The organism is Acidibrevibacterium fodinaquatile (genome assembly GCF_003352165.1).
Taxonomy (GTDB): domain Bacteria; phylum Pseudomonadota; class Alphaproteobacteria; order Acetobacterales; family Acetobacteraceae; genus Acidibrevibacterium; species Acidibrevibacterium fodinaquatile.
Window position 1 is genome coordinate 2,296,225 of sequence record NZ_CP029176.1, and the last position, 24,711, is coordinate 2,320,935.

At 65.0% G+C, this 24,711-nt stretch carries 28 protein-coding genes; 23 read left to right on the forward strand and 5 right to left on the reverse strand.

All coding sequences use genetic code 11. The features are described 5' to 3' along the window. The first annotated feature begins 72 nt into the window (after positions 1-72). The 7 genes from DEF76_RS10985 (at position 73) to metC (ending at position 6,562) form a co-directional block, all read left to right on the forward strand. Entirely contained in the window at positions 73-279 is a 207-nt protein-coding gene (locus tag DEF76_RS10985) for a hypothetical protein (RefSeq protein ID WP_162800603.1), read from the forward strand. A gap of 398 nt (positions 280-677) precedes the next feature. Next, entirely contained in the window at positions 678-2,441 is a 1,764-nt protein-coding gene (locus DEF76_RS10990) for a methanol/ethanol family PQQ-dependent dehydrogenase (protein WP_240318980.1), read from the forward strand. 133 nt (positions 2,442-2,574) lie between these two features. Continuing rightward, a complete protein-coding gene (locus DEF76_RS10995; protein ID WP_114912369.1) occupies positions 2,575-3,081 on the forward strand; it encodes a c-type cytochrome in 507 nt (168 codons plus the stop codon). Further along, positions 3,068-3,892 (forward strand): substrate-binding domain-containing protein, encoded by an 825-nt coding sequence (locus DEF76_RS11000; RefSeq protein ID WP_205215984.1) that lies wholly within the window; start codon positions 3,068-3,070, stop codon positions 3,890-3,892. Before DEF76_RS10995 ends, DEF76_RS11000 begins: the two co-directional genes overlap by 14 nt. Next, positions 3,889-4,446: a rhodanese-like domain-containing protein gene (locus DEF76_RS11005; protein WP_205215985.1), complete on the forward strand. Its 558-nt coding sequence runs from the start codon at positions 3,889-3,891 to the stop codon at positions 4,444-4,446. The genes DEF76_RS11000 and DEF76_RS11005 overlap by 4 nt, the downstream gene beginning before the upstream one ends. A 78-nt stretch (positions 4,447-4,524) precedes the next feature. Next, on the forward strand, positions 4,525-5,361 hold the full coding sequence (locus DEF76_RS11010) for a sulfurtransferase (RefSeq protein ID WP_114913826.1): 837 nt from the start codon (positions 4,525-4,527) through the stop codon (positions 5,359-5,361). A 4-nt stretch (positions 5,362-5,365) separates the two neighbouring features. Further along, positions 5,366-6,562 carry a cystathionine beta-lyase gene (gene metC / locus DEF76_RS11015; RefSeq protein WP_114912370.1) on the forward strand — a complete coding sequence of 399 codons (1,197 nt, stop codon included), beginning with the start codon at positions 5,366-5,368 and terminating at the stop codon, positions 6,560-6,562. Positions 6,563-6,623: 61 nt separating this feature from the next. Here the strand turns inward: metC and DEF76_RS11020 are convergent, their stop codons facing one another. Next, positions 6,624-7,127: a Fur family transcriptional regulator gene (locus tag DEF76_RS11020; RefSeq protein WP_114912371.1), complete on the reverse strand. Its 504-nt coding sequence runs from the start codon at positions 7,125-7,127 to the stop codon at positions 6,624-6,626. Between the two features lie 53 nt (positions 7,128-7,180). On the opposite strand from DEF76_RS11020, the gene hisI reads away from it, so the two are divergent. Next, on the forward strand, positions 7,181-7,624 hold the full coding sequence (hisI, locus tag DEF76_RS11025) for a phosphoribosyl-AMP cyclohydrolase (protein WP_114913827.1): 444 nt from the start codon (positions 7,181-7,183) through the stop codon (positions 7,622-7,624). Between the two features lie 133 nt (positions 7,625-7,757). Next, positions 7,758-8,735 (forward strand): M14 family metallopeptidase, encoded by a 978-nt coding sequence (locus DEF76_RS11030; RefSeq protein ID WP_114912372.1) that lies wholly within the window; start codon positions 7,758-7,760, stop codon positions 8,733-8,735. A gap of 269 nt (positions 8,736-9,004) precedes the next feature. Here DEF76_RS11030 and cynS read toward each other — a convergent pair whose 3' ends face one another. Continuing rightward, entirely contained in the window at positions 9,005-9,454 is a 450-nt protein-coding gene (cynS, locus tag DEF76_RS11035; protein WP_114912373.1) for a cyanase, read from the reverse strand. Between the two features lie 17 nt (positions 9,455-9,471). Beyond that, positions 9,472-10,461 (reverse strand): cysteine synthase A, encoded by a 990-nt coding sequence (gene cysK / locus DEF76_RS11040; RefSeq protein ID WP_114913828.1) that lies wholly within the window; start codon positions 10,459-10,461, stop codon positions 9,472-9,474. 65 nt (positions 10,462-10,526) lie between these two features. Between cysK and DEF76_RS11045 the strand changes: the two genes are divergently transcribed. The 6 genes from DEF76_RS11045 (at position 10,527) to DEF76_RS19350 (ending at position 15,422) form a co-directional block, all read left to right on the forward strand. Further along, positions 10,527-10,973, forward strand: coding sequence for an RrF2 family transcriptional regulator (locus DEF76_RS11045; RefSeq protein WP_114913829.1), 447 nt, complete (start codon positions 10,527-10,529; stop codon positions 10,971-10,973). Positions 10,974-11,038: 65 nt separating this feature from the next. Then, a complete protein-coding gene (locus tag DEF76_RS11050) occupies positions 11,039-11,674 on the forward strand; it encodes a peroxiredoxin (protein ID WP_114912374.1) in 636 nt (211 codons plus the stop codon). A gap of 152 nt (positions 11,675-11,826) precedes the next feature. Next, positions 11,827-13,527: an NADPH-dependent assimilatory sulfite reductase hemoprotein subunit gene (locus DEF76_RS11055; protein WP_240318981.1), complete on the forward strand. Its 1,701-nt coding sequence runs from the start codon at positions 11,827-11,829 to the stop codon at positions 13,525-13,527. 50 nt (positions 13,528-13,577) lie between these two features. Beyond that, entirely contained in the window at positions 13,578-14,504 is a 927-nt protein-coding gene (gene hslO / locus DEF76_RS11060; RefSeq protein ID WP_114913830.1) for an Hsp33 family molecular chaperone HslO, read from the forward strand. Positions 14,505-14,575: 71 nt separating this feature from the next. Continuing rightward, positions 14,576-14,983 carry a hypothetical protein gene (locus tag DEF76_RS11065; protein WP_205215986.1) on the forward strand — a complete coding sequence of 136 codons (408 nt, stop codon included), beginning with the start codon at positions 14,576-14,578 and terminating at the stop codon, positions 14,981-14,983. A 7-nt stretch (positions 14,984-14,990) separates the two neighbouring features. Then, complete coding sequence (locus DEF76_RS19350) at positions 14,991-15,422, forward strand: hypothetical protein (RefSeq protein ID WP_162800604.1); 432 nt, start codon at positions 14,991-14,993, stop codon at positions 15,420-15,422. Between the two features lie 8 nt (positions 15,423-15,430). Here DEF76_RS19350 and DEF76_RS11070 read toward each other — a convergent pair whose 3' ends face one another. Beyond that, a complete protein-coding gene (locus DEF76_RS11070; protein WP_114912376.1) occupies positions 15,431-15,676 on the reverse strand; it encodes a hypothetical protein in 246 nt (81 codons plus the stop codon). A 171-nt stretch (positions 15,677-15,847) separates the two neighbouring features. Here DEF76_RS11070 and DEF76_RS11075 point away from each other — a divergent pair, with 171 nt between their 5' ends. The 8 genes from DEF76_RS11075 to DEF76_RS19355 all read left to right on the forward strand — a co-directional run bounded on the left by DEF76_RS11075 (position 15,848) and on the right by DEF76_RS19355 (position 23,815). After that, positions 15,848-16,891, forward strand: coding sequence for a rod shape-determining protein (locus DEF76_RS11075; RefSeq protein WP_114912377.1), 1,044 nt, complete (start codon positions 15,848-15,850; stop codon positions 16,889-16,891). Between the two features lie 107 nt (positions 16,892-16,998). Beyond that, positions 16,999-17,874 (forward strand): rod shape-determining protein MreC, encoded by an 876-nt coding sequence (mreC, locus tag DEF76_RS11080; protein WP_114912378.1) that lies wholly within the window; start codon positions 16,999-17,001, stop codon positions 17,872-17,874. Between the two features lie 9 nt (positions 17,875-17,883). Further along, positions 17,884-18,438, forward strand: coding sequence for a rod shape-determining protein MreD (mreD, locus tag DEF76_RS11085; RefSeq protein ID WP_240318982.1), 555 nt, complete (start codon positions 17,884-17,886; stop codon positions 18,436-18,438). Between the two features lie 3 nt (positions 18,439-18,441). Next, positions 18,442-20,343 (forward strand): penicillin-binding protein 2, encoded by a 1,902-nt coding sequence (gene mrdA / locus DEF76_RS11090; RefSeq protein ID WP_114912380.1) that lies wholly within the window; start codon positions 18,442-18,444, stop codon positions 20,341-20,343. After that, a complete protein-coding gene (gene rodA / locus DEF76_RS11095; protein ID WP_114912381.1) occupies positions 20,340-21,482 on the forward strand; it encodes a rod shape-determining protein RodA in 1,143 nt (380 codons plus the stop codon). Before mrdA ends, rodA begins: the two co-directional genes overlap by 4 nt. Positions 21,483-21,494: 12 nt before the next feature. Continuing rightward, positions 21,495-22,964, forward strand: coding sequence for a PAS domain S-box protein (locus DEF76_RS11100; RefSeq protein ID WP_114912382.1), 1,470 nt, complete (start codon positions 21,495-21,497; stop codon positions 22,962-22,964). Further along, on the forward strand, positions 22,957-23,571 hold the full coding sequence (gene fixJ / locus DEF76_RS11105; protein ID WP_114912383.1) for a response regulator FixJ: 615 nt from the start codon (positions 22,957-22,959) through the stop codon (positions 23,569-23,571). Before DEF76_RS11100 ends, fixJ begins: the two co-directional genes overlap by 8 nt. Before the next feature lie 46 nt (positions 23,572-23,617). Continuing rightward, complete coding sequence (locus DEF76_RS19355; protein ID WP_162800605.1) at positions 23,618-23,815, forward strand: hypothetical protein; 198 nt, start codon at positions 23,618-23,620, stop codon at positions 23,813-23,815. 14 nt (positions 23,816-23,829) lie between these two features. On the opposite strand, the gene DEF76_RS11115 is transcribed toward DEF76_RS19355, so the two are convergent. Next, positions 23,830-24,684, reverse strand: a complete 855-nt coding sequence (locus tag DEF76_RS11115; protein ID WP_114912385.1) for an ATP-binding protein — start codon at positions 24,682-24,684, stop codon at positions 23,830-23,832. Between the last annotated feature and the right edge of the window lie 27 nt (positions 24,685-24,711).

Here is a 24,711-nt window from a genome sequence, read left to right on the forward strand (position 1 = left end):
CTCATGCTGTGACGTTTCGTGTGACTGGCCCTTCATGGGCCAATATGGTTCTCTGGTGCAAGGGAGATGATGATGATTGAACTCGTGCTCGTCTACTGCCTGGTTGCCGACGCCAAGACCTGTGTCGAAAAGCGGCCGGTTTTCGAGGAGGAAATCACCCAACAAGTCTGCTTGATGGATGCCGAGCGTTACGCCATCGCCTATGTCAACGAGCATCCGGAATGGCGGCTGGCGGGCTGGCGTTGCGAAATCGGCGTGCCGCGCCAGGATCCCGCCTGATCGCCCGGCATTATCGCGCGCCGGAGGGGGGGTGCGGCTGCGATCATCATTCATGCAGATTTTTGCCCATATGATTGATTAATTCTATAATAACCGGATTGGTTCTTCGACTGACTTGATCGAGTTCATTTATGCTGCGTTGCACAATTATAAATCGAACAAAAATACAGTCCAGATTGCAGTTTGATGCTTGTCAACGGAATGGCGTTGGCGATAGCTTGCGCTCAGGCCGCGGAGACGGTGGGCCGTCTGGCGGCTGTGCGATTATGCTTCCGAGAGTTGCCGCGATCCCGATACGCGATGCGAGGCAGCCTCGTAGGCATGACAGAAGGTAACGCTTTATTGAGGGAGGGTTCTATATGAAGCCGAGTCAGCGTTTATTTGCATGGGCGGTGCTCATGGGCAGCGCCGCCGGGATCTTGGGGGCCGGCGCGGCCTTCGCCAATGATCAGCTCGAAAAAATGTCGCAGGATCCCAAGCAGTGGGTGATGCCGGCCGGAGACTACGCCAATCAGCGCCACACCAAGCTGACCCAGATCACCACCGAGAACGCCCACAAGCTGCACCCGGTATGGACCTTCTCCACCGGCGTTCTGCGTGGCCATGAAGGCGGGCCGCTGGTGGTGGGCGACATGATGTATGTCCACACACCGTTCCCGAACAAGGTTTTTGCGCTCGATCTCAACAATGAGGGCCGCATCGTCTGGGCCTATGAGCCGAAGCAGGATCCGAACGTCATTCCGGTGATGTGCTGCGATACCGTCAATCGCGGCGTCGCCTATGGCGAGGGCATGATCTTCCTGCATCAGGCCGACACCACCCTGGTCGCGCTCGACGCCAAGACCGGCAAGGTCGCCTGGTCGGTGAAGGATGATGATCCCGCCAAGGGCGCGACCGGCACCTCGGCGCCGCTCGTCGTCAAGGATAAGGTTCTGGTCGGCGTCTCCGGCGGCGAGTTCGGTGTGCAGGGCCATATGACCGCCTATAACATCAAGGATGGGTCGGTCGCCTGGCGTGCCTATTCCGAGGGGCCGGACGATCAGCTCCTGTTCGATCCCGACAAGACCATGGCGATGGGCAAGCCGGTGGGCAAGGATTCGTCCCTGAAAACCTGGGAAGGCGATCAGTGGAAGATCGGCGGCGGCGCCACCTGGGGCTGGATTTCCTATGATCCGAAGCTGAACCTGATCTATTACGGTTCCGGCAATCCCAGCACCTGGAACCCGAGCCAGCGTCCGGGCGATAATAAATGGTCGATGACCATCTTCGCCCGCGACGCCGATACCGGCATGGCGAAATGGGTCTATCAGATGACCCCGCATGACGAATGGGATTATGACGGCATCAACGAAATGATCCTCGCCGACACCAAGGTGCACGGCAAGGAAACCAAGGCGCTGGTGCATTTCGACCGCAATGGCTTCGCCTATGTGCTCGATCGCACCAATGGCGAGTTGCTGGAAGCCAACAAATACGATCCCGCCGTCAACTGGGCGACCAAGGTCGATCTGACCACTGGGCGTCCGGAAGTGGTCGCGCAATACTCTACCGATCACAACGGCCCCGACCACAACACCAAGGGCGTCTGCCCGGCGGCGCTCGGCTCGAAAGACGAGCAGCCGGCCTCCTATGATCCGCAGACGCATATGTTCTACGTGCCGACCAACCATGTCTGCATGGATTACGAGCCGTACAAGGTGACCTACACTGCGGGCCAGCCTTATGTCGGCGCGACGCTGTCGATGTTCCCGCCGAAGGGCGAGAACCATCTCGGCAATTTCATCGCTTATGACGTCAATGAAGGCAAGATCGTCTGGTCCGATCACGAGACCTTCTCGGTGTGGTCGGGCGCCTTGACGACACCGACCGGGGTTGCCTTCTACGGCACGCTGGATGGCGATCTGAAGGCGGTCGATGCCAAGACCGGCAAGCTGCTCTACAAGTTCAAGACGCCTTCGGGCATCATCGGCAACGTCAACGCCTTCGAGCATAACGGCAAAGAATATATCGCCGTTCTCTCCGGCGTCGGCGGCTGGGCGGGCATCGGCATGGCTGCTGGCCTGACCGGCGACACCGATGGTCTCGGTGCGGTCGGCGCTTACAAGAGCCTCTCGAACTACACCCAGCTCGGCGGTGTCTTGACCGTGTTCTCCGTCGAATAAATCCTCCTCGTTCGCTCGCTTCCCCCGGCTGGTTCGCCAGCCGGGGTAATTTTTCCAAACCCGAGAGGTTTTCGCGGCGTCGATGCCTTTGTGGCGGCGCACGCACCAAATGGAATAACCTGAGGAAATACGCATGCGCCGTGATCGCCTAACCGGCCATTCCCAAGCCGAAAAGCCACTGACTGACAAATTCTTGACGGGCAATCTTGCCGCCCTTTTCACTACCGCTCTTCTCGCCGCAACGGTCGCGACAGCCGGTGGCGCTCGCGCCGATGACGCGCCGGCCGACAGCAAACCCTATGTCGTGCAAAATGGCCGTGTCGATCACCACGTCTTCAATGGCTATCGTCGCTACGGCGATAATTGCCTGCGCTGTCATGGCCCCGATGGTGCCGGCAGCTCCTACGCCCCTGCCCTCGTCGATTCGCTCAAACACATGACGAAAGAGCAGTTCGAGAACACCGTCATCAACGGCCGCCAGGACGTCAACACCGCCAACCAGAACGTCATGCCGCCCTTCGGACTCAATCCCGATGTCGTTGAAAATCTCGATGACATCTATGGTTATTTGAAAGCGCGTTCCGATGGCGTGCTCGGCCGAGGACGGCCGAAGAAAATCGGCGACGATGATGACAATTAAGGCGGCAGCGTTCGCTGCCCTGTTTTTGGCGCTTCCCGCCGCCAGCTTTGCGCAGCCCGCCGCTCCTAGCCTCGCCTCGACAAGCGAATTCCGTGTCTGCGGCGACCCGGCCAATCTGCCGTTTTCCAATCAGGCGCATGAGGGTTTCGAGAACAAGATCTCTGATCTCTTCGCCGGCTATCTGCATGAACCGGTGACCAATGTGTGGTTCCCGCAGATCGTCGGGTTCTATCGCAACACGCTGTTCGCACATCGCTGCGACGTTGTCATGGGCACCGTCGCGGGCGGCGAGATGGTCGATACCACTAATCCTTATTACCATACCGGCTATATGATCGTGACGCGCAATGCCGATCATATCGCCAGCGTCGATCTCGGCGATCCGGTATTTTCAGACAAGAAAATAGGTCTCATCGCCTCCACCCCGCCGACCGATATCGTCGCGCGGCATCATCTGCTCGCCCATGTGACGCCCTATAATCTCACCGTCGATACCCGCGTCGAAGCGCCGGCAAAAACTCTGCTCCTCGATCTCGTCGCCGGCAAGATCGATGTCGGCCTGGTTTGGGGGCCATTCGCCGGCTATTACATCAAGCACGATCATCTGCCGCTCGCGATGGCGTTCCTACCGGCCGAACCCGGAGGGCCGCGGCTCGATTACCGCATCGCCATGGGCGTGCGCCCAAGCGATGTTACTTTCCGCCGCACCCTCAATGATCTGATCCAGAAGCATCAGGACGAGATCACCGCGATCCTCAACGATTACGGCATTCCGCTGCTCGATGAGCAGGGCAACCCGCTCAAACCGTGAGACACTGGCTGCTCGCGGCCTTTCTGCTCACCCTGCCGCTCGCCGCCGGGGCTCAGATTGCGCTTCCAGATGAGTATCGGATGGACGATTACCACGCCCCGGTCCCCGATCGCGTTCCTGGCGGAACGGTCGTTCATGCGACGGCGGTCGAAAAACTCCGCGCCGCCGGTGCCATTCTCATCGACGTGCTCCCCGCGCCGCGCCGCCCGCCGGCGATGAAGCCGGGCGTGCCCTGGCTCCCGGCACCGCATCTCGACATTCCCGGCAGCGTCTGGCTCCCGGATTTTGGCCGCGGCGCCTTGAATAAGGCGATGGCGGCGTGGTTTCATGGCGAGTTGCGCGCCCTCACGCACGGCGATTCCGATCGGGCGCTGGTGTTTTACTGCCAAGCACAATGCTGGATGAGTTGGAACGCCGCCAAGCGCGCGGCGAGACTGGGATTTCGCCAAGTCTATTGGTTTCCTGAGGGCGTCGATGGCTGGCGCGCCGCCGGCTTTGCCCTCGCGCCGGCGGCGCCGCTCACCCCGCCGGACGACGGCGACCCTCCCGCATAGCGGCGCGCCGCTTTCGCCGCTTCCGGTCGGGCGCGATCAGAGGGTATGCTCGCGCCGAACCGCGCTCTGGAGGACACTATGGAACCACTCGTCAGCACGTCCTGGCTTGCCGAACATCTCGGGGAGAAAGACCTCGTGGTGTTTGATGCGACGATGTATCTGCCTAATGAAAGCAAAAACGGCCGCGAGGAATTCGCGCGCGCCCATATTCCCGGCGCCGGTTTTTTCGATATCGACGAAGTCGCCGACCCGGAAAGTAATCTTCCTCATATGGTGCCGACCGCAAGCCGATTCGCGGCGCTGATTTCGGCGCTCGGCGTGAGCAATGCTAGCCGCGTCGTGTTCTATGACCAAAAGGGGCTTTCTTCGGCGGCGCGCGGCTGGTGGCTGATGGGGTTGTTCGGGCATGATCAGGCCATGGTGCTCGATGGCGGGCTGCCGAAATGGCAGCGCGAGGGGCGCGCGACCGCCTCCGGCCCGCCGCGCCCGGCCGCGCCCGGCCAATTTACGCCGCGCTTTCGCCCCCGGCGTCTCCGCGGCCTCGGCGATATGCTGGAAAATCTCGAGACTGATGCCGAACTGGTGCTCGATGCGCGCGCGGCGGGGCGATTTGCGGCGACCAGCCCGGAGCCACGTCCGGGCCTTCCCGCCGGGCGCATTCCGCGCAGCCGCAACCTGCCCTACACCGAACTCCTCAACCCCGATTTCACCTTCAAATCGCGCGAGGAACTTCGCGCCCGCTTCGCTGCCTGCGGGGTCGATGAGACGTGCGCGGTGGTGACCTCTTGCGGCTCCGGGGTGTCGGCGGCGGTGCTCACCCTCGGCCTCACCCTCGCCGGCCATCCCTGCGGCGCGCTCTATGATGGCTCGTGGACGGAATGGGCGAGCCATCCCGACACGCCGAAGGAATCCTGACCCCATGACCGAAGACCCGCCGCAGACACCGCTCCGCGCTGACACGCGCCTCGCCCAGGTTGGGCGCGCCGGCGCGCGCGCGCATGGTTTCGTCAACCCACCGCTGGTGCGCGGCTCGACGGTGCTCCATGCCTCCTGCGCCGACCGCGCCGCCGCCGGCGGCCACCGCTTGGAGCAGGCGCTGGTCTATGGCCTGCTCGGCACGCCAACCCATTTCGCGCTCGAGGACGCGATCGCCGAGATCGAAGGCGGCACGCGCTGCCAGATCGTCTCCTCGGGCCTTGCCGCCTGCACCCTGCCGCTGATGGCCTATCTCAAGGCCGGCGATCACTGCCTGATGCCGGACAGTGTCTATGGCCCGACGCGGCATTTCTGTGACACGGTGCTAGCCGGACTCCGCATCACCACCACCTACTATCCGCCAACGCTCGATCCCGCCGCGCTCGCGCTGATGTTTCGCCCGACGACGCGGGTCTTGTTCCTCGAAAGCCCCGGCAGCCATACCTTCGAGATGCAGGACGTGCCGGGCTTGGCCGAGGCCGCGCATGCCCGCGGCGTCAAGGTGCTGATGGACAATACCTGGGGCATCCATTTCTTTCAGCCCTTCGCCCATGGCGTCGATGTCTCGATCCAGGCGCTGACGAAATATGTCGGCGGCCATTCCGATGTCCTGCTCGGCGCCATCACTACCCGCGCCGAGGAGGATTGGGAGCGGGTGCGCGGAACGGCGCTCGCCTTCGGTCAGTATGCCAGCCCCGATGATTGCTGGCTCGCGCTTCGTGGCGTGCGCACGCTCTCGGTCCGGCTCTATCATCAGATGGAATCGGGGATTCGTGTCGCGCGCTGGTTCAGTGAGCGACCGGAGGTGCAGACCGTGCTTCATCCCGCCCTGCCCGGCGCGCCCGGGCATGCGATTTGGCAGCGCGATTATACCGGCGCCTGCAGCCTGTTCGGCGTCGTCTTTCAGCCCGATATCAGCGCCGAATCGATGGTCGCGATGATCGATGCCCTCACCCTGTTTGGCATTGGCGCTTCCTGGGGCGGCTATGAGAGTCTCGCGCTGCCGACCACCGGAACCATCCGCCGCACAGCGTCGGCGCCGCTCGCAGGGCCGGCGGCGCGGTTTCATATCGGCCTCGAAGATCCGGCCGATCTTATCGCCGATCTCACCCAAGCCTTCAGCCGCTTGCGGCGGGCATAGAGCGTGCCCGGATCATATCGATCCAGAGACGCTCTATTAAGGTATTGTTGTAGAGTGTGATTTACGTCTCCGACGATTCCGCCTTCGACGATAATGTTCTCGCCTGACAGGCAGCGCAGACGCCCTCAGCCTCGATCGTCACCCCGGCGATGGTGAAACCGCGCTGAGCGGCAGCGGATTTGAGCGCGGTGATCACGTCTGGCGCGTCGATCTCGGCGACCTCGCCACAGTCCCGGCAGATCAGGAATTGTGCGGCGTGCCCGGGGGCGTGCCCGATACAGGCGATGAAGGCGGCGAGCCGGCTGATGCGATGGATGAGGCCGTTCTCGAGTAGGAAATCGAGGGCGCGATAGACCGTCGGCGGGGCGGCGTTGCCATGGCGGTCGCGAAGGCGGGCGAGCAAATCATAGGCGCCGATCGGGCTCTCAGCCGCGAGAATGAGGCTAAGCACCTCGCGCCGGAGCGGGGTCAAGCGCGCCCGCCGTGCCTCGACGATCGCCTGCGCCTGTGCGAGTTTGGCGGCGACCGAAGGCCGCGTGATAGGGGCGCTCTCTCGTTCCGGCATCACCACCCCATCTTAACTGCCCCCGGCCTTCACCGCCATCGAGGAAAATGACCATGACCCCGACCACGTCATCGCCACCGCCCGCTCCCGCCGCCTCGGCCGATCCGCCGGGGCTTACCGCTTTGTTGGCGGCGCTCCGTTTCGATGCCGCCGGGCTGGTCCCCGCCATCGCCCAGGACGCGGCAAGCGGCGATGTTCTAATGCTCGCCTGGATGAACCGGGCGGCGATCGCCGAGACGCTCGCGACTGGTCAAGTCTGCTATTTCAGCCGCAGCCGCAACCAGCTCTGGCGCAAAGGCGAAACGTCAGGGCAAGTCCAGCGCCTCGTCGAGTTGCGCCTCGATTGCGACGGCGACGCTCTCCTGCTGCTCGTCGCGCAGACCGGGGTTGCCTGCCATACTGGCCGCCGCTCTTGCTTCTTTCGCGCCGTCCGCGACGGGGTTTTTCAAGAAATCGCCGCCCCCCTGGTCACGCCAGAGACGCTCTATGGCCGCTAACGTCCCGCGGAATTAGCGAAAACCCTCGCAATTCTTGCGCGCAAGGGTTGCCGGGTGCTGCGGTCCGGCTAGAGTAGTCTCTATGTCCGTTCTACCCCTCCCGGCTGTTACCACGCGCGCCTGAACCATGGTCATGGCGTCGCTCTCGCCTGGCTTCAGCCCGGTGCCGCATTTTCCGGTCGAGCTCACCGCCCCCGATCTTTCGGACTGGATCGGCAAGGGGCGCGACATCCCGGGCTTCGTGACCTTCGACGCCGCGAGTCCCGGCCCGCATGTCGCGCTGACGGCGCTGGTCCACGGCAACGAAATCGCTGGCGCGATCGTTCTCGATCGGCTGCTCCGCGCCGGGGTGCGGCCCCGCCGCGGCCGGCTGACCTTCGGCTTCGTCAATCTCGCGGCTTTCGCGCGTTTCGACCCGCGTCAGCCGACCGCGTCGCGCTTCGTCGATGAGGATATGAACCGGCTCTGGGACCGCTCCGTGCTCGACGGCCCGCGCCGCTCCTGCGAGCTGGCCCGCGCCCGCGCCATCCGCCCGCTGATCGAGACGGTCGATGTGCTACTCGATCTCCATTCCATGCTGTGGCTCTCGGGGCCGTTGACGCTGTGCGGGCCGGCGCCGGCGGGACGCGCGCTTGCCCTCGCGCTCGGCGCGCCAGATCTCGTGGTCATCGACCCCGGCCATGCCAGCGGCCGGCGGCTGATCGACTATGCCCGCTTCGATAGCGGCGCCGGCGCGGCCTGCCTGGTCGAGGCGGGGCAGCATTGGCGGGCGGCAACCGTCGAGATGATGCTCGCGGCCATCGCCGGCTGCCTCCGCCACACCGGCCTTGTGCCCGAGCATCCGGCGCTGCCGGCGGTGCGCCGGGGGGTGCTGCGCCTCGCCGAGGTCAGCGCGACGGTGACCGTCGAGGCGCCCGGCTTTACCTTCGTCGAGCCCTTCGCCGGCAATACCGTGCTGGCAAGGAAAGGCACGCTGATCGCGCATGACGGCGCACGCGAAATCCGCACCCCACATGATGATTGCCTGCTGGTAATGCCCAATCTCCGTCCGGCGACCGGCCATACCGCCATCCGTCTGGCGCGCTTCCTGGATGTCAACGATCGCCTTTGATCGCGGTTCTTCCTGTGATTTTACGCATCCGGTACACGAATAGAACGGCGATCTGATTGCGTTCGTCAGGGCTGGATTCGAAAAGACATAGGGCTGGATTCGAAAAGACATATGGCGTCCACCCCGACGCCTTCGACAAGGGCGCCAACGCGGCGCAGTAACCCGCCTCATGCCGTTGTCAGGCGGATGTCCGCTTCTCCGCCTTGTCGCCGGAAACCGGACTTCCGCTCCCCCCACCCAAACCTCAAAATCCGAACCAAGACGCCATCCTAATACCGTTTATAGGGCAAAAATTTCCCGCTTAGGGTAAGTTTGACGCGATCGCCCTTCTGATCCGGCTGACGCTCCAGCGTCATGTCGAAATCGATCGCGCTCATGATGCCGTCGCCGAATTCCTCGCCGATCAATTCCTTCCAGGTGGTGCCATAGACCTGGATCAGCTCGTAGAAACGATAGATCAGCGGGTCGGTCGGCACCGCAGTCGGGAGTGAGCCGCGATAGGGGATTTCGGTCAAAAGCGCCGCCTCCTCCGCGCTCAAATCAAAGAGTGCTGCGGCTTTTTCGGCGGTTTCGGCGGTCATCGACATTTGGCCAAGGCAGGCGGCGCAGACGAAAACCGGCGCATGGCCGAGCCGCGCCGCGATCTCCGCCCAGCGCAACCCTTTTTCCCGCTTGATGCGGAGGATTTTCTGCCCAAGCGCGGTTTTGGCGTCATTCATGGCGGCGTCTGCCCGTGTCAGCCGAGCCCGGCGAAAAGCGGGGTCGAGAAATAGCGTTCGGCGAAAGACGGGGCGATGGCGACGATCAGCTTGCCGGCATTTGCCTCCTCGCGCGCGGTCGCGAGCGCAGCCTGCAGCGCTGCCCCCGAGGAGATGCCGAGTGGGATGCCATCGGTTGCGGCGGCGCGGCGGGCCATGGCGATCGCCTCGCGCTCGGTGACACGCAGAACGCCGTCCATCAGCGTCATGTCGAGAATGCTCGGCTTGAACCCAGGGCCGATGCCCTGAATCCCATGCGGCCCCGGCTCGTCACCCGAGAGCACAGCGCTTTCCGCCGGCTCGACGACGAAACAGCGAAGCCCGGCCTTATGCGGCTTCAGTGCGCGGGCGATTCCAGTCATGGTGCCGCCGGTGCCGGCGCCGCCGATGATGATATCGACGCGGCCTTCGGTATCGGTCCAGATTTCTTCCGCGGTGCTCGCGACATGGATCGCGGGGTTGGCAGGGTTGTCGAACTGCCGTGGCATCCAGGCGTTCGGCGTCGCCGCCAGGATTTCCTCGGCGCGGGCGATGGCGCCGCGCATCCCCTTCGCCGCCGGCGTCAATTCAAGCTCGACCCCCATCAGCCGCAGCATCTTGCGCCGCTCGATCGAGGCGCCTTCCGGCATGGTGACGATCAAGCGATAGCCCTTCGCGACCGCGACGAAGGCAAGCCCGATGCCGGTATTGCCCGAACTCGGCTCGACCAGGACACTCCGCCCCGGTGTGATCAGCCCATCCGCTTCCGCCTGCTCGATCATCGCGAGGCCGATGCGGTCCTTCACTGAGCCGAGCGGGTTGAAGAACTCCAGCTTCAGAGCGAGATCAGCTTTGATGCCCTCCGCCGCCGCGAGGCGCGGCAGGCGCACCAGCGGCGTCGCGCCGATGGTTTCGAGAATGCTGTCATAAATCCGCCCGCGCGCCGGCGGGCGCGGCAGGGTGAACGGGGTGGGGTTTGCTTTTTCCATGGCCATCACTATATCGAGGAAATATACGCTGGACAATGGTGGAATTGCAGGACGAGGAACGCGGGATGCTGTTGCGCCATGATCGCGGGATGCTGGCGGTGCTGATCGCGCTCGATATCGCCTTTCACGGTGGACGCGGTGCGGCGGTCAGCGCCGCCGACATCGCCGAGCGGCTTTGCCTTGCCCGGCGCGGCATGGAGCCGCTGCTGCAGGCGCTCGCGCGCGCCGGCGTGCTGGAAAGCCTGCGTGGCCCGCGCGGCGGCTACCGGCTCGGCCGCTCGCCGCGCGATATCCGCCTCGGCGACATCCTTGCCGCCGCGCATGAGGAGCCGGATCCGCCCGATGAGTTCGGCGGCGACCTCGCCGGCGCCGTCGTCATCCCGCTCTGGTCGGAGATGGAGGCCATCGTCGGCGCGCGCTTCGCCTCGCTCACGCTCCATGATCTGCTCCGCCGTGCCACCGAATCCGGCCTGCGCCGCCCGGTTTCAGAGGCGATCAGCTTCGCGATCTAGCGGCGAACGTGCCTCTGATCCGCAAGAGAATTTTTATTATCAGCGACAAAGCAAAGGACCTCACCATGAGCTTGCAACTCGGCCAGATCGCCCCCGATTTCGAGCAGGACAGCACCCACGGCCGCATTCGTTTTCATGAATGGCTCGGCGATTCGTGGGGCATCCTGTTCAGCCATCCCAAGGACTACACCCCGGTCTGCACCACAGAACTCGGCGAGGCGGCGCGCCTCAAGCCGGAATGGGACAAGCGTCATGTCAAGGTCATCGGGCTTTCCGTCGATCCGGCGAGCTCGCACAAGGGCTGGGAGAAGGATATCGAGGAAACTCAGGGCCAGGCGCTCAATTTCCCGATGATCGCCGACGCCGATCGCAAGGTCTCCGACCTCTATGGCATGGTGCACCCAGCGGCTGACCCGCTGCTGACGGTGCGCTCGGTGTTCATCATCGATCCGGCCAAGAAAATCCGCCTGATGATGACATACCCACCCTCCACCGGGCGGAATTTTCAGGAAATTCTCCGCGTCATCGACAGTCTCCAACTCACCGACCGCTACAAGGTCGCAACCCCGGTCAACTGGACCAAGGGCGAGCCGGCGATCATCGTCCCGAGCCTCTCCGACGAGGAGGCGAAGCAGCGTTTCCCGCAAGGCTGGAAGGCGCTGAAGCCTTATCTCCGCATCGTCGAACTGCCGAAGGACTGACGGCGGCCGAGAGGTCGTGCGTGGGTGGGGGAAGGCCCATCCGGCACGATCTTTCGTGTAATAAAATTTCTCCTTCCATAAATCGTGATTTATAGTTATCAACGGCTCCATTCTGGCCATCAGCGCCGGCCGATCAGCCGATGGAGTCGCCCATGTCCCCTCCCCGCCCGCCGAGCGGTGTCGAACGTCTCAAGGCCGCAAGCCGCTTCCTGCGCGGCGAACTTGCCGCCGAACTCGCGAACCCCGGCCGCGAGGTCAGCGACGATGCCTATAACCTCCTGAAATTCCACGGCACCTACGAACAGCACGACCGCGACACGGCGACCGAACGCAAGCAGCGCGGCGAGGCCAAGGATTTCTCCTTCATGGTCCGGGTGCGCATGCCGGGCGGCGTTTTGACAGCCGCGCAATATCTCGCGCTCGACGCACTCGCTGATCGCTACGGCAACGGCACACTCCGCATCACCACGCGCGAGGGGGTACAGTTCCACGGCGTCATCAAACAGGATCTCAAGGCCAGCATCGCCGCCATCAACCAAACGCTACTCACCACCCAAGCGGCTTGCGGCGATGTTGTGCGCAATGTCACGGCGACGCCGGCGCCGCGGCGCGACGCGGTGCATGCGCGCATCCGCGCCGACGCTGCGATGCTGTCGGCGGCGCTGCTGCCGGCGAGCCGCGCCTATCACGAGCTGTTTCTCGACGAAGCGGCGCAGGCCGCGCTCGGCACCGAGGCCGAACCGCTCTACGGCCCGACTTATCTGCCGCGCAAATTCAAGATCGGCATCGCGACCCCCGAGGATAACAGCATCGACGTCCTCACCAATGATCTCGGCATCATCGCGCTGTTCGAGGGTGAGCGCTTGCTCGGCTATAATTTCGCGCTCGGCGGCGGGCTCGGCATGACGCATAACAGGAAGGACACCTATCCGCGCCTTGCGACTCCGCTTTGCTTCGTCGGCCCCGACGATCTTCGCCGTGGCGTCGAGGCGGTGATCGCCTTGCAGCGCGATTTCGGCGATCGCAGCGATCGCCGCCGCGCGAGACTAAAATACCTGCTCGATGCGCGCGGGCTGGACTGGGCCAAGCGCGCGCTGGAAGAGTATTTTGGCGCCCCGCTCGCCCCGCCGCGGCCGCTGCCGCCGTTTCAGATCCCGGAAATCCTGGGCTGGCACGCGCAAGGCGATGGCAAATTCTGGCTCGGCGTGCCGGTGCCGGCGGGCCGGATCGAGGATCGCGGCACGAAGCGAGTGCGCACCGCACTCCGCGCCGTCGTCACCCGCTTCGGCGCCGACCCGGTGCTGACCGGCCAGCAGGATATTTTGCTCTCGAACCTCGCGCCCGCCGATCGCGGCCCGGTCGAGACGCTGCTCCGCGAGCATGGTGTCTTGCTCGCCGAGGCACTGACCCCGCTCGCGCGCTGGTCGCTCGCCTGCCCGGCGCTGCCCACTTGCGGCCTCGCCCTCGCCGAAGCCGAGCGGGTGCATGCGCCGATCGTCGCCGCGATCGAGGCCGAGCTCGCGCATTTCGGCTTGCGTGACGAGCGGATCAGCCTGCGCGTCACCGGCTGCCCAAATGGCTGCGCCCGGCCTTATGGCGGGGATATCGGCATCGTCGGGCGGATGCCCGGATATTACGCGCTTTATGTCGGCGGCGATTTCGCCGGAACGAGGCTTTCCTTCAAACTCCATGACAAGATCGCCGAGGCCGACCTCGCGACGGCGCTGGCGCCGCTGTTCGCCGCCTTCGCCGCAGAGCGCGAGGCGGGCGAGGGGTTCGGCGATTTCTGCGCCCGCCTCGGCGCCGAGGCGCTCCGCGAGCGTTCCCTGCCAGCGCGCGAGGCGGCGGCGTAAAAGCCCATCCCGCCCTCGCGCTCGTGGGCGGGAGCGCCTATCTTGCCGGCATGAACGAAATCCCGGCCTTCCTTGATAGCGAGCGCCCCGACGTGCCCGACCTCGTCGTGCCGCGTGGGGTCGTCCCGTTTCACCTCGTCGACGCGCCGGTGCGCGGGCGGCTGGTGCGGCTTGGCCCGCTCGCTGAGGCGCTTCTCGCCCGCCATGCCCACCCGGCGCCGGTTTCGGCACTCGCCGGCGAGGCGCTGGCGCTGGTCGCCTGTCTCGCCAGCGGGCTGAAATTTCACGGCTCCTTCAGCCTCCACGCGCGCGGCGACGGGCCGCTCCGCACCCTCGCCGCCGATTGCACCGAAACCGGTGCCCTCCGCTTCTATGCCGCCCTCGCCGAGGGCGTGCCCCTGCCCGCCGACACCGCGCTCTCCGCCGGCGCCCTGCTCGGCGCCGGGCATATCGCTTTCACCATCGACCAGGGCGCCGATCGCGAACGCCACCAAGGCATCGTCGCGACCCATGGCGAGACCTTGGCGGCGATGGCGGAGCATTATTACGTGACCAGCGCCCAGCTCGCCGCGAGCCTTCAGCTCGCCTGCGCCGCGACCGCTTCTGGCTGGCGCGCCGGCGGCCTGATCCTAGAACGCCTCGCCGACAGACCGGGCGCCGAGAGCGAAGCCGCCGAAGAGGGCTGGCGCACCGCAACCCTGCTCGCCGCGACCCTGACCGAGGCCGAGCTGCTCGACGATCGTCTCGCCCCCGAAATCCTGCTCCAACGCCTGTTCCATGAGACCGGGATCGTCCTCGGCCAACCGCGCGCCCTCGCCTTCGGCTGCCGTTGCTCGCGCGCGCGCCTTGCTGCCATTCTCGAGGGGTTTCCGCCGCACGATCTCGACGACATGGCGGTCGGCGGCGATATCGTCATGACCTGCGAGTTTTGCGCGATCGATTTCCGCTTCCCGCGCGCGAGCTTGGGCTCCGGGTAACGTCTGGTTTCGGATGAAAGGCGCGCTCCGATTTTCCGCGTTCGATCGCGCGGGGGGGGATAATGTTGTGAGTGACGCATGATGCAGGCATAATCGAGGCGGCTCGCGGCATGTTCGGCGAGGCCAGCCAGATCAGCATGGGAGTGCCCTCCTTGGTCAAAAATGTCGTATGGATTTCGTATGATCTCGGCGTTCGCGGAGATTATGACGGGCTTTATGCTTGGCTGGATCGCCACAACGCCAAGGAATGCGGCGACTCGCTTGCATTTATCTCGTATGAGTACAAAGGATCATTGCCAAACTCTCTAAAAGCAGATTTAAAAACTGCATTCAAGATCGATGGCAGAACCCGTATTTATGTCATCTACGAAGACGATCAGTCCGGGAAGTTCAAGGGCAAATTCATCTTCGGTCACCGCAAACAGGCCCCCTGGGCCGGCTATGCTCCGGGGACCGCTGAAATAGAAGACGTAGCGTGACCGGCCGATGCGATCGGTCCTTGTCGATACCGGAATCTGGTATGCGATCTTTGACCCCCGCGATGGAAAGTTAAAGCCGGAGTCCGCGGATTGCGTCTTCGCTCGCATAAACAAACACCGAATTATTCTTCCTTGGCCGGTTCTCTATGAGACACTCGGCACTAAATTCGTCAAAAACGAAACAGCCTTGAAGTCATTCAAGAAAATACTCCCCACTGTTGTTTTTCACCCAGACGAAAGCTATCGGCATAAAGCGCTCGAACTTTCTTTCGAGTCCTCTCTGAAGAACAAGCCTCGGCATTTAAGTCTCGTTGACTGCGTGCTCCGCCTTATTCTTGATGATAAAGACGTCAAAGTGAGCTACTTCGTGACGGTCAATCCGGGTGATTTTGCGGATGTATGTCGTAAAAATAACATCGAACTTTGGAATCTGACATAACACCCACTCTACTCGTCGTAATTGAACCCGCCCCAACCGACGCCGCCGCCCTCATAGGCGCCGCCATAGGGCATGCCCATGCCGTAATAGCCGGGGCCGCCCTGCTCATAGCCGTCGCTGCCAAACATACCGCCGTCGTCGTCGCTGCTGTAATCAGCCCAGCCGCCATCGTCGCCGCAGGCGGCGAGGAGAAGCAAGGCTACGAGGACAAGCGGTGTCCGCGTGCGGCGCCGGGCGGGCGGGCGCGTGTTCATGTCCTGTTATTCCCTTTTTGATATCTCTCTCAGCGACCACGATTGTTTTGCCTGACGCGGCCGGCGCGGGCAAGCCATGCGCGCTGGTTTGTGATCGCCGGGCTTGTTTGCGCGCGCGGGGCCGGCTAACCCTCCGCAGCCCGCGATGCGGCTGACAGGAGTTTGGACACGATGTTTTCCCGGCTGCTTGGTTTCATGTCGGCCGACATGGCGATCGATCTCGGCACCGCCAACACGCTGGTCTATGTCAAAGGCCGCGGCATCGTGCTCGACGAGCCGAGCGTCGTCGCCATCGCTGATGTTCGCGGCAAGAAACAGGTGCTCGCGGTCGGCGAGGAAGCCAAGCATATGCTCGGCCGCACGCCCGGCAACATCTCGGCGATCCGGCCCTTGCGCGACGGCGTGATCGCCGATTTCGAGGTCGCGGAGGAGATGATCAAGCATTTCATCCGCAAGGTGCATAACCGGCGCGGCTTCGCGAGCCCGCTGATCATCATCTGCGTCCCCTCCGGCTCGACGGCGGTCGAGCGCCGCGCGATCCAGGAGAGCGCGGAAAGCGCCGGCGCGCGCAAGGTTTTGCTGATCGAGGAGCCGATGGCTGCCGCCATCGGCGCCGGCCTGCCCGTCACCGAGCCATCCGGCAGCATGATCGTCGATATCGGCGGCGGCACCACCGAGGTCGCGGTGATTTCCTTGGGCGGCATCGTTTATGCCCGGAGCGTGCGCGTCGGCGGCGACAAGATGGACGAGGCGATCATCAACTATATCCGCCGCAACCATAATCTCCTGATCGGCGAGGGCTCGGCCGAGCGGATCAAGCTCGAGATCGGCGCCGCGAGTTCGCTCTATGACGGCGATGAGGGCGCCTATCGCGAAGTCAAGGGGCGCGATCTGATGAACGGCGTGCCGCGCGAGGTGCTGGTCAGCCAGCGCCAGATCGCCGAAAGCCTCAGCGAGCCGGTGAGCGCCATTGTGGAAGCGGTGAAGGTCGCGCTGGAGAACACGCCGCCGGAACTCGCCGCCGATATCGTCGATAAGGGAATCGTGCTGACGGGCGGGGGCGCTTTGCTTTATCGTCTGGATCAGGTGCTGCGCGATGCCACCGGCCTCCCCGTGGTGGTCGCCGAGGAGCCGCTGCAATGCGTCGCTCTCGGTACTGGCCGCGCGCTCGAAGAGATGAAAAGACTACGCCATGTTCTGTCCACCATGTATTGAGTGATCGCGACAAACCACCCTGATCTCCGGCCGATCGCCGGCGCCCGCACCGGGAGAAGACACCGGCGGGCGCGGGCGATCGCCGCGCCAAGGAGGGACGACGCCCGATGATCCGGCTGTCCATTCCCGCGCGCCAGGCGCTGGCTCGGCTCACCCTGCCGCTGCTGATCGCCGGCGCCTTTGCACTGCTCTTGCTCGGCAAGGCCGATGCCCTGCTCGCCGAACGGGTACGCGCGAGCCTCGGTGACACGCTGGCGCCGCTTTACGATCTCATCGCCAATCCCGTCACCCGTGTCCGCGCCGCCATCGTCGAAGCCGGCCATCTCGTCTCGCTGGTCAGCGAGAACGCCATGCTGCGCGAAGAAAACGAGCGGCTGCGGCAATGGCAGGCGGTCGCGCTGGCGCTCGAGGCCGAGAACGCGACCTTGCGCGCCAATCTCCACTGGATCCCGGACCCGGCGGCGGCCTATGTCACGGCGCGGGTGGTAGCCGATGCCGGTGGCGTCTACGCCCGCTCGGTCCTGCTCGCGGTCGGCCCGCGGCATGGCATCACCAAGGGGCAAGTCGCGCTCGATGATCGCGGCCTGGTTGGGCGCATCACCGAAACCGGGTCGCGCAGCGCGCGGGTGATGCTGATCACCGACATCAATAGCCGCGTCCCGGTGACGCTCGAGCAAAGCCGCGCCCGCGCCATCCTCGCCGGCACCAACGGCGCGTTGCCGCGGCTGCTGTTCTGGCCCGAGGACACCCCGCCGGCGGAGGGCGAACGGGTGGTGACCAGCGCCGAGGCCAATGCCTTCCCGGCCGGGCTCCCGGTCGGCACCGTGCATTATGTCGGGAATGCGCCGATGGTGGTGCCGGCGGCACGGCTTTCGCGCCTCGATGTCGTGCGGGTATTTGATTATCGCCTCGCCGGCGTCCTGCCGCCCGAGGCCGGTGAGCACCGAGCGGCGAAAGCGCCGCCAGTGCCCTACGAGCCCTGAGCGCCGGCGATGGCCATGCGTTTCCTCTCGCCCCGGCCGGCGCCCCGCCCCGATCCTTGGCGCCAGCTCGACGCGGTCGCGCGGGCGGCGTTTCCAGGGGCGGGCACGGCGCTCGGCCTCCTCGTGCTCGCGGTCCCGCTCGGCCTGCCCGAGCAGGCGGCACTGGCGCCCGCTTTCCTGTTCGCCTCGGTCTATTTCTGGAGCCTGTTCCGCCCGGCGGCGATGACGCTTCCGCTGGTTTTCGCCCTCGGCCTGTTCGCTGATCTCCTCGGCAGCGGGCCGCTCGGGCTCGATGTGCTGGTGCTGCTGCTGCTCGCCGCCATCACCCGACGCTGGCGGCGCGGGCTCGCGCGGCAGAGTTTTCTCCTCGTCTGGCTCGTGTTCGCGGCCTTTGCGGCAGGCGCGACAGCGCTTTCCTACGCGCTCACGGCGCTCCTCGATCTCACCGCGCTGCCGCTGGCGCCGGCTTTGGTCGAGGCCGGGTTCGCGATCGGGTTTTATCCCCTGCTCGCGGTGCTGCTGACCCGTGTTCATCGCGGTCTTGCCGCCAGCGCGGCGGTGTGAACGATGCGCCGCGACACCAACCGCACCAACGTTTTTACGCGCCGCGCCCTGATCCTCGGCGGGATCGAGGCGCTGGCCCTCGGCGGGCTCGCCGCCAAACTCTATCAGGTGCAGGTGGTGGACGGGAAACGCTATGCCCTGCTCGCCGAGAGCAACCGGGTCAGCGCCCGCTTGCTCGCGCCGCCGCGCGGGCGGCTGCTCGACCGCGACGGCACGCCACTCGCCGGCAACCGGATGAACTGGCGCGCGGTGCTGATCGCCGAGCAGGCCGATGACCCGCAAGCGACGCTCGCGCGATTTTCCGGCCTGATCCCGCTTTCGGAGCATGAGCGCGCCCGCATCGACCGCGAACTCGCCCATTCCCGCCGCTTCATCCCCATCATCCTGCGCGATTTCCTGGAATGGGATGAAATGGCGCTGATCGAGGTCAATGCCCCCGACCTGCCCGGCGTCATGATCGATGTCGGCACCACGCGGCTTTACCCGTTTGGGGCGACGCTCGCGCATGTCGTCGGCTATGTCGCGCCACCGAGCGAGGACGAGGCCGAGGACGAGCCGCTGCTGGCGCTGCCAGGGATGCGGGTCGGACGCGCGGCGGTGGAGAAATATCATGATCTGGCACTCCGCGGCCATGCCGGGCTGGTGCAGGTCGAGGTCAACGCGGTCGGCCGGGTGATCCGCGAACTCGCGCGCGAGGAGGGGGTTCCCGGCGCCGAAATCACCCTCACCATCGATTCCGGCCTGCAGCAGGATGTCGTGGCGACACTCGGGGACGAGAGCGCGAGCGCCGTGGTGCTCGATGCCCGCAACGGCGAAGTGCTGGCGATGGCGACGACGCCGAGCTTCGACCCCAGCCTGTTCAATTCCGGTGTCTCACAGGCACAATGGAACGAATGGACCAAGAACCGCCAGACGCCGCTGATCAACAAAGCGGTCGCCGGGCTCTACGCGCCGGGCTCGACCTTCAAGATGGTGGTGGCGATGGCAGGGTTGGCGGCGCGCGCGATCACCTCGAATGAGCGCATCGTCTGTCCCGGCTATCTCGATCTCGGCGACACGCGCTTTCATTGCTGGAGCCGCTATGGCCATGGCGCGCTCGATCTCCGCGGCGGGCTCAAGAACAGTTGTGACGTGTTTTTCTACGAGGTTGCGCGGCGCACCGGGATCGACGCCATCGCCGCCATGGCGAACCGCTTCGGCCTCGGCGTGCGCCCGCAAATCGAACTCCCCGAGGCCCGCGCCGGCCTCGTCCCGACCCGCGCCTGGCGAGAGAGCCATGGCCATCACTGGAATCCCGGTGACACCGTTGTCCATGGCATTGGCCAGGGCTTTCTCGAAATCGCGCCGGTGCAGCTCGCGACCATGGTGGCGCGGATCGCGACCGGCCGCGCCGTCGAGCCGCATCTGACGCGCAGCATCAACGGCGCCGCCGCCGCCGGCGCCGATCCCGCTTTCTGGCCGACGCTCGATGTCCCGGCGCCGTTCCTGCGCGCCGTCCGCGAAGGCATGTGGGCGGTGGTCAATGAACAAGGCGGCACCGCCCCCCTCGCCCGCCTCGATCTTTCCGGCGTGCAGCTTGCCGGCAAAACCGGCTCGACCCAGGTCCGCCACGTCTCGCGCGAGGCGCGCGAGCATGGGCATTTCAACTCCGAAAGCCTTCCCTGGGAGTTTCGCCCGCACGCCCTCTTCGTCGCTTTCGCGCCTTATGACGCGCCGCGCTATGCGCTCGCCGTCGTCGTCGAGCATGGCAATGCCGGGGCGCAGCGAGCGGCGCCGCTGGCGCGCGCGATCATGACCAATGTCCTGCTCCGCGATCCCGCCAATCGTCCGCCCCAGCCCGCCGCCCCCCGCATCGCCGCCCGCCTCGATCCGGCGCCGGGCACGACGCCGGCAGCAACGCGATGATGGAGCGCCGCCTCTATCGCGCCGAGGGGTTCGGGCTCGCGGCCAAGCTGCGCGCGGTGAGCTGGCTCTATGTCGGGCTGCTCGCCGCTCTCGCTGGGGTCGGCTATGTCGCGCTCTATTCCGCGGGCGGCGGGCCGCTTCCTTTCGCCAATCGCCACGCGCTGCGCTTTGCGCTCGGGCTTGCGATCCTGATCGCGACCGCGCTCACCGATCTCCGCCTGATCCGGCGCCTCGCCTGGCCGCTTTACGGGCTCGGGATCGCGCTCTTGCTTGCCGTCGCCCGCTTCGGCCATGTCGGCAAAGGGGCGCAGCGCTGGATCGAGATCGGCGCGTTTCAGCTCCAGCCGAGCGAGTTGATGAAAATCTTCCTCGTCCTCGCGCTCGCCTCCTGGTTTCATCGCGCCTCGTTCGAACGGATCGGCAACCCGTTCTTCCTGATCCCGCCGGCGCTGGCGACCGCCATTCCGGTGGCACTCATCCTGAAACAGCCCAATCTCGGCACCGCTGTCATCACCGCCCTGGTCGCCGGCGCGGTGTTTTTTGCCGCCGGCGTCAGATGGTGGAAATTCGCCCTGGTCGCACTCGCGATCGGTGCCGCGGCACCACTCGCTTATCATCATTTGCATGATTACCAGCGTGCCAGGATCGAGACCTTCCTCCATCCCGAGAGTGACCCGCTCGGCACCGGCTATAACATCATCCAGTCGAAGATCGCGCTCGGCTCGGGCGGGCTCTGGGGCAAGGGATTCCTGCATGGCACGCAAGGTCATCTCGATTTCCTGCCCGAGAAGCAAACCGATTTTATCTTCACCGTGCTCGCCGAGGAATTCGGCCTCGTCGGCGCGCTTGCCCTGCTCGGCCTGATCACGCTGATCATCGCCGGCGGCCTGGTGATCGCGCTGCGCGCCCGCGAACCTTTCGCCCGCCTGCTTGCGATCGGCATCACCGTCAATTATTCGCTTTACGTGTTCGTCAATCTCGCGATGGTGATGGGGGCGATTCCGGTGGGCGGCGTGCCGCTGCCGCTGATTTCGCATGGCGGCTCGGCGTTGCTGACCGCAATGTTTGGCTTTGGCCTGTTGCTCTCGGTCGAGGTGCACCGCGATGTCAGCCTCGCGCACGATCCGGACGCGATCTGACGCGGGGCAGCGATGGAGCGGATCTACCAGGCAGTATTCGAGGCGGCGGCAGACGGGATTTTCGTTATCGGCGCGGGCGGGGTGATCCGCTTCGTCAACCAAGCCGCCGGCCCCCTGCTCGGGCTCGCTGACACCGCGCTGATCGGCAGGCAGATCGGCGATTTCCTCTGCGACCCTGACGATCAAGCGGCGCTGACGCCCACCGACCGCCATCCCGGTGGGCGGCGTGAGATCATGATGCGGCGGGATGACGGCTATCGCTTTCCGGCCGAGATCGTCCTCCGCGATGTCATACGCGACGACGGGCCGACACGGGTGATAATCGCGCATGACATCTCCGCTCGCCACGCGACGCGGGAGATGCTGCTTGCGCGCGAGGAATTGCTTCGCGCCATCATCGCGACGGCGCCGGAGGCGGTCATCGTCATTGACGCCCACGGCAGCATCATTTCGTTTAGCGCCGCCGCCGAGCGCATGTTCGGCCACCCCGCCGCCGCGATACTCGGGCGCAATATCAACATGCTGATGCCCGAGCCCTATCGCCGCGAGCATGATTCCTATCTCGCCCGCTATCTTGAAACCGGCGAAAAGCGGATCATCGGTATCGGCCGCATCGTCGTCGGCGAGCGCGCCGATGGCACGAGTTTTCCGATCGAGCTGCAGGTTGGGGAGGTCGAGGCCGGCGGGCAGCGCCTGTTCGCCGGCTTCATCCGCGACCTCTCCGAGCAGCAGGAGGCCGAACGGCGGCTCCAGGATCTGCAGGGCAAGCTCCTGCACACCTCGCGGCTATCGACGCTGGGGCGGATGGCCTCGACGCTGGCGCATGAGATCAATCAGCCGCTGACCGCGATCGCCAATTACGTCGAGGCCGGGCGGCAATTGCTCGCCGCCGGGCGGGCGGAGTTGCTGCCGCGGGTCGCGGATGCGCTGGCTCGTGCCGGTGAGCAGGCGACGCGGGCCGGCAGCATCATCCAGCGCCTGCGCGGTTTCGTCGCCCGCGGCGAGAACGAGAAGAAGCCGGAGGATCTCAACACCCTGGTCGAGGAGGCGGCGACGCTGGCGCTGGTCGGGGCGCGGGAATTCGGCATCCGCGTCACCTTCGCCCTCACCCCCGATCTGCCGCCGGTGCTCGCCGACCGGGTGCAGGTGCAGCAGGTGATACTCAATCTCGTCCGCAACGCCGTCGAGGTGCTGCAACCCTGCGCCCGCCGCGAGATCACCGTCCAGACCGCGGCATCCGGGGGGTTCGCCGAAATCACTGTCGCCGATACCGGCCCCGGCATTGCGCCCGAGATCCGCGACCAGATGTTCAGCCCCTTCGTCTCCACCAAGCGTGACGGCATGGGGCTCGGGCTTTCGATCTGCCGTGAGATCGTCGAGAGCCATGGCGGGCGGATCGATGTTTCTTCGGCGCCCGAGAGGGGAACGATTTTTCGCTTTACCCTCGCCTTTGCTCCCCCGATGGAGACTCTCGATGACTGACCCGGAGGTGATCGTCGTCGACGATGACGAGGCGGTGCGCGAATCGCTTTGTTTCCTTCTCGAAGCGGCGGGCTATCGCTGCCAAGCTTTCGCCTCCGGCGCCGCTTTGCTTGCCGCGCCGCCGGGGCCGGGCGCGGGCTGTCTCCTCCTCGATGTGCGGATGCCGGAGATCGACGGCGTGACCACGCTCGAGCGGCTGCGCGCCGCTGGCCTGCGGATCCCGACGATCGTCATGACCGGACATGCCGATGTGCCGCTGGCGGTCAGGGCGATGAAGGCCGGGGCACGGGATTTCGTCGAAAAGCCCTTCTCCGATGGCGCGATTTTGGAAGCGGTCGGTCAGGCGTTGGTCGATGTTGGGACGGACGCGCCGGGACGCGAGGCGCTGGCGCGGCTTGCGACCCTCAGCCCGCGTGAGCGCGAAGTTCTGGACGGGCTGGTTGCTGGCCTGCCCAACAAGACTATCGCCTATGATCTCGGTATCAGCCCGCGCACGGTGGAAATCCACCGCGCCCATGTGATGGAAAAATTCGGCGCGCGCAGCCTCTCCGAACTCGTGCGCCTAGCACTGGCCGCCGGCATCGATCCGGGAGCGCGGCATAAGTAAGAATCTGACTCGGATCGCCTGCGGAATTACAGCGCTTTGATTAATCTTGGTTATCTGCGTTCATGGCGTTTCCGGCGGTGGCGAGGCGGCGGGACATCAGTTTGACGCTGGCGATGGCGAAGATGGGATCGACCGCCTCACGCAGCCGGGTATGTTGCTTGCACCCAGCGATCGGTGGAAACGCGAATACCGTTCGATCAAAAGCCAAATCATTGATAAAAATCAAAAATTTGTTGCGGAGTGATTCCAGGTCAGCCTCTAACCGGCGCGCACGCCGAGCCGGCCGGCGAGATCTTGGATGAACTGCCAGGCGACGCGCCCGCTCCGCCCACCGCGCGTCACCGACCATTCCACCGCCTCGGCCCGCAGCGCTTCCGGCGTGATCGGGAGCGCAAGCGCCGTCGCATAGCCTTCGATCATCGCGAAGAATGTATCCTGATCACAATTGTGAAAGCCAATCCAAAGCCCGAAGCGATCAGAGAGCGAAACCTTCTCCTCCGTCGCTTCCGAGGGGTTGATCGCGGTCGAGCGCTCGTTCTCGATCATGTCGCGTGGCATCAGGTGGCGGCGGTTCGAGGTCGCGTAGAACAGCACGTTCTGGGGTCTGCCTTCGATCCCGCCATCGAGCACCGATTTCAGCGCCTTGTAATCCGCATCCTCGCGCTCGAAGGAGAGATCGTCGCAGAAAATCAGAATCCGCCGGCTCTGGCCGCGAAGGCCACGCAGGAGATCGGGCAATGTCGCGATATCCTCGCGATGGATTTCGATCAAAACCAGGCTTCCGGCGGCGCGCGCATTGGCCTCGGCGTGGGCGGCTTTCACCAGCGAGGATTTGCCCATCCCGCGCGCCCCCCACAGCATCGCGTTATTGGCGGGAAAACCGGCGGCGAAGCGGAGCGTATTATCCAAAAGCAGGGTTTTCTGGCGGTCGATCCCTTGCAAAAGGCCGATCGCAACGCGCGAGACGGTGGCGACCGGGTGCAGGTGCTTGCGCTCCGGCTGCCAGACGAAAGCATCCGCTGCCGCAAGATCGAGGGCGGCAGGGCGCGGCGGGGCGAGGCGCTCGAGCGCGTCGGCGATGCGAAGAGCGGCTTCGGTGAGGCACGGGTCCATGCTCAATCCTGTCCTGCGAAGAAAACT

Bases quoted from the DNA above. Each gene is read 5' to 3' on its own strand.
- DEF76_RS10985 (WP_162800603.1), top strand. From the start codon at position 73: ATGATTGAACTCGTGCTCGTCTACTGCCTGGTTGCCGACGCCAAGACC.
- DEF76_RS10990 (WP_240318980.1), top strand. From the start codon at position 678: ATGGGCAGCGCCGCCGGGATCTTGGGGGCCGGCGCGGCCTTCGCCAAT.
- DEF76_RS10995 (WP_114912369.1), top strand. From the start codon at position 2,575: ATGCGCCGTGATCGCCTAACCGGCCATTCCCAAGCCGAAAAGCCACTG.
- DEF76_RS11000 (WP_205215984.1), top strand. From the start codon at position 3,068: ATGATGACAATTAAGGCGGCAGCGTTCGCTGCCCTGTTTTTGGCGCTT.
- DEF76_RS11010 (WP_114913826.1), top strand. From the start codon at position 4,525: ATGGAACCACTCGTCAGCACGTCCTGGCTTGCCGAACATCTCGGGGAG.
- metC (WP_114912370.1), top strand. From the start codon at position 5,366: ATGACCGAAGACCCGCCGCAGACACCGCTCCGCGCTGACACGCGCCTC.
- DEF76_RS11020 (WP_114912371.1), bottom strand. From the start codon at position 7,127: ATGCCGGAACGAGAGAGCGCCCCTATCACGCGGCCTTCGGTCGCCGCC.
- hisI (WP_114913827.1), top strand. From the start codon at position 7,181: ATGACCCCGACCACGTCATCGCCACCGCCCGCTCCCGCCGCCTCGGCC.
- DEF76_RS11030 (WP_114912372.1), top strand. From the start codon at position 7,758: ATGGCGTCGCTCTCGCCTGGCTTCAGCCCGGTGCCGCATTTTCCGGTC.
- cynS (WP_114912373.1), bottom strand. From the start codon at position 9,454: ATGAATGACGCCAAAACCGCGCTTGGGCAGAAAATCCTCCGCATCAAG.
- cysK (WP_114913828.1), bottom strand. From the start codon at position 10,461: ATGGAAAAAGCAAACCCCACCCCGTTCACCCTGCCGCGCCCGCCGGCG.
- DEF76_RS11045 (WP_114913829.1), top strand. From the start codon at position 10,527: ATGCTGTTGCGCCATGATCGCGGGATGCTGGCGGTGCTGATCGCGCTC.
- DEF76_RS11050 (WP_114912374.1), top strand. From the start codon at position 11,039: ATGAGCTTGCAACTCGGCCAGATCGCCCCCGATTTCGAGCAGGACAGC.
- DEF76_RS11055 (WP_240318981.1), top strand. From the start codon at position 11,827: ATGTCCCCTCCCCGCCCGCCGAGCGGTGTCGAACGTCTCAAGGCCGCA.
- hslO (WP_114913830.1), top strand. From the start codon at position 13,578: ATGAACGAAATCCCGGCCTTCCTTGATAGCGAGCGCCCCGACGTGCCC.
- DEF76_RS19350 (WP_162800604.1), top strand. From the start codon at position 14,991: ATGCGATCGGTCCTTGTCGATACCGGAATCTGGTATGCGATCTTTGAC.
- DEF76_RS11070 (WP_114912376.1), bottom strand. From the start codon at position 15,676: ATGAACACGCGCCCGCCCGCCCGGCGCCGCACGCGGACACCGCTTGTC.
- DEF76_RS11075 (WP_114912377.1), top strand. From the start codon at position 15,848: ATGTTTTCCCGGCTGCTTGGTTTCATGTCGGCCGACATGGCGATCGAT.
- mreC (WP_114912378.1), top strand. From the start codon at position 16,999: ATGATCCGGCTGTCCATTCCCGCGCGCCAGGCGCTGGCTCGGCTCACC.
- mreD (WP_240318982.1), top strand. From the start codon at position 17,884: ATGGCCATGCGTTTCCTCTCGCCCCGGCCGGCGCCCCGCCCCGATCCT.
- mrdA (WP_114912380.1), top strand. From the start codon at position 18,442: ATGCGCCGCGACACCAACCGCACCAACGTTTTTACGCGCCGCGCCCTG.
- rodA (WP_114912381.1), top strand. From the start codon at position 20,340: ATGATGGAGCGCCGCCTCTATCGCGCCGAGGGGTTCGGGCTCGCGGCC.
- DEF76_RS11100 (WP_114912382.1), top strand. From the start codon at position 21,495: ATGGAGCGGATCTACCAGGCAGTATTCGAGGCGGCGGCAGACGGGATT.
- fixJ (WP_114912383.1), top strand. From the start codon at position 22,957: ATGACTGACCCGGAGGTGATCGTCGTCGACGATGACGAGGCGGTGCGC.
- DEF76_RS11115 (WP_114912385.1), bottom strand. From the start codon at position 24,684: ATGGACCCGTGCCTCACCGAAGCCGCTCTTCGCATCGCCGACGCGCTC.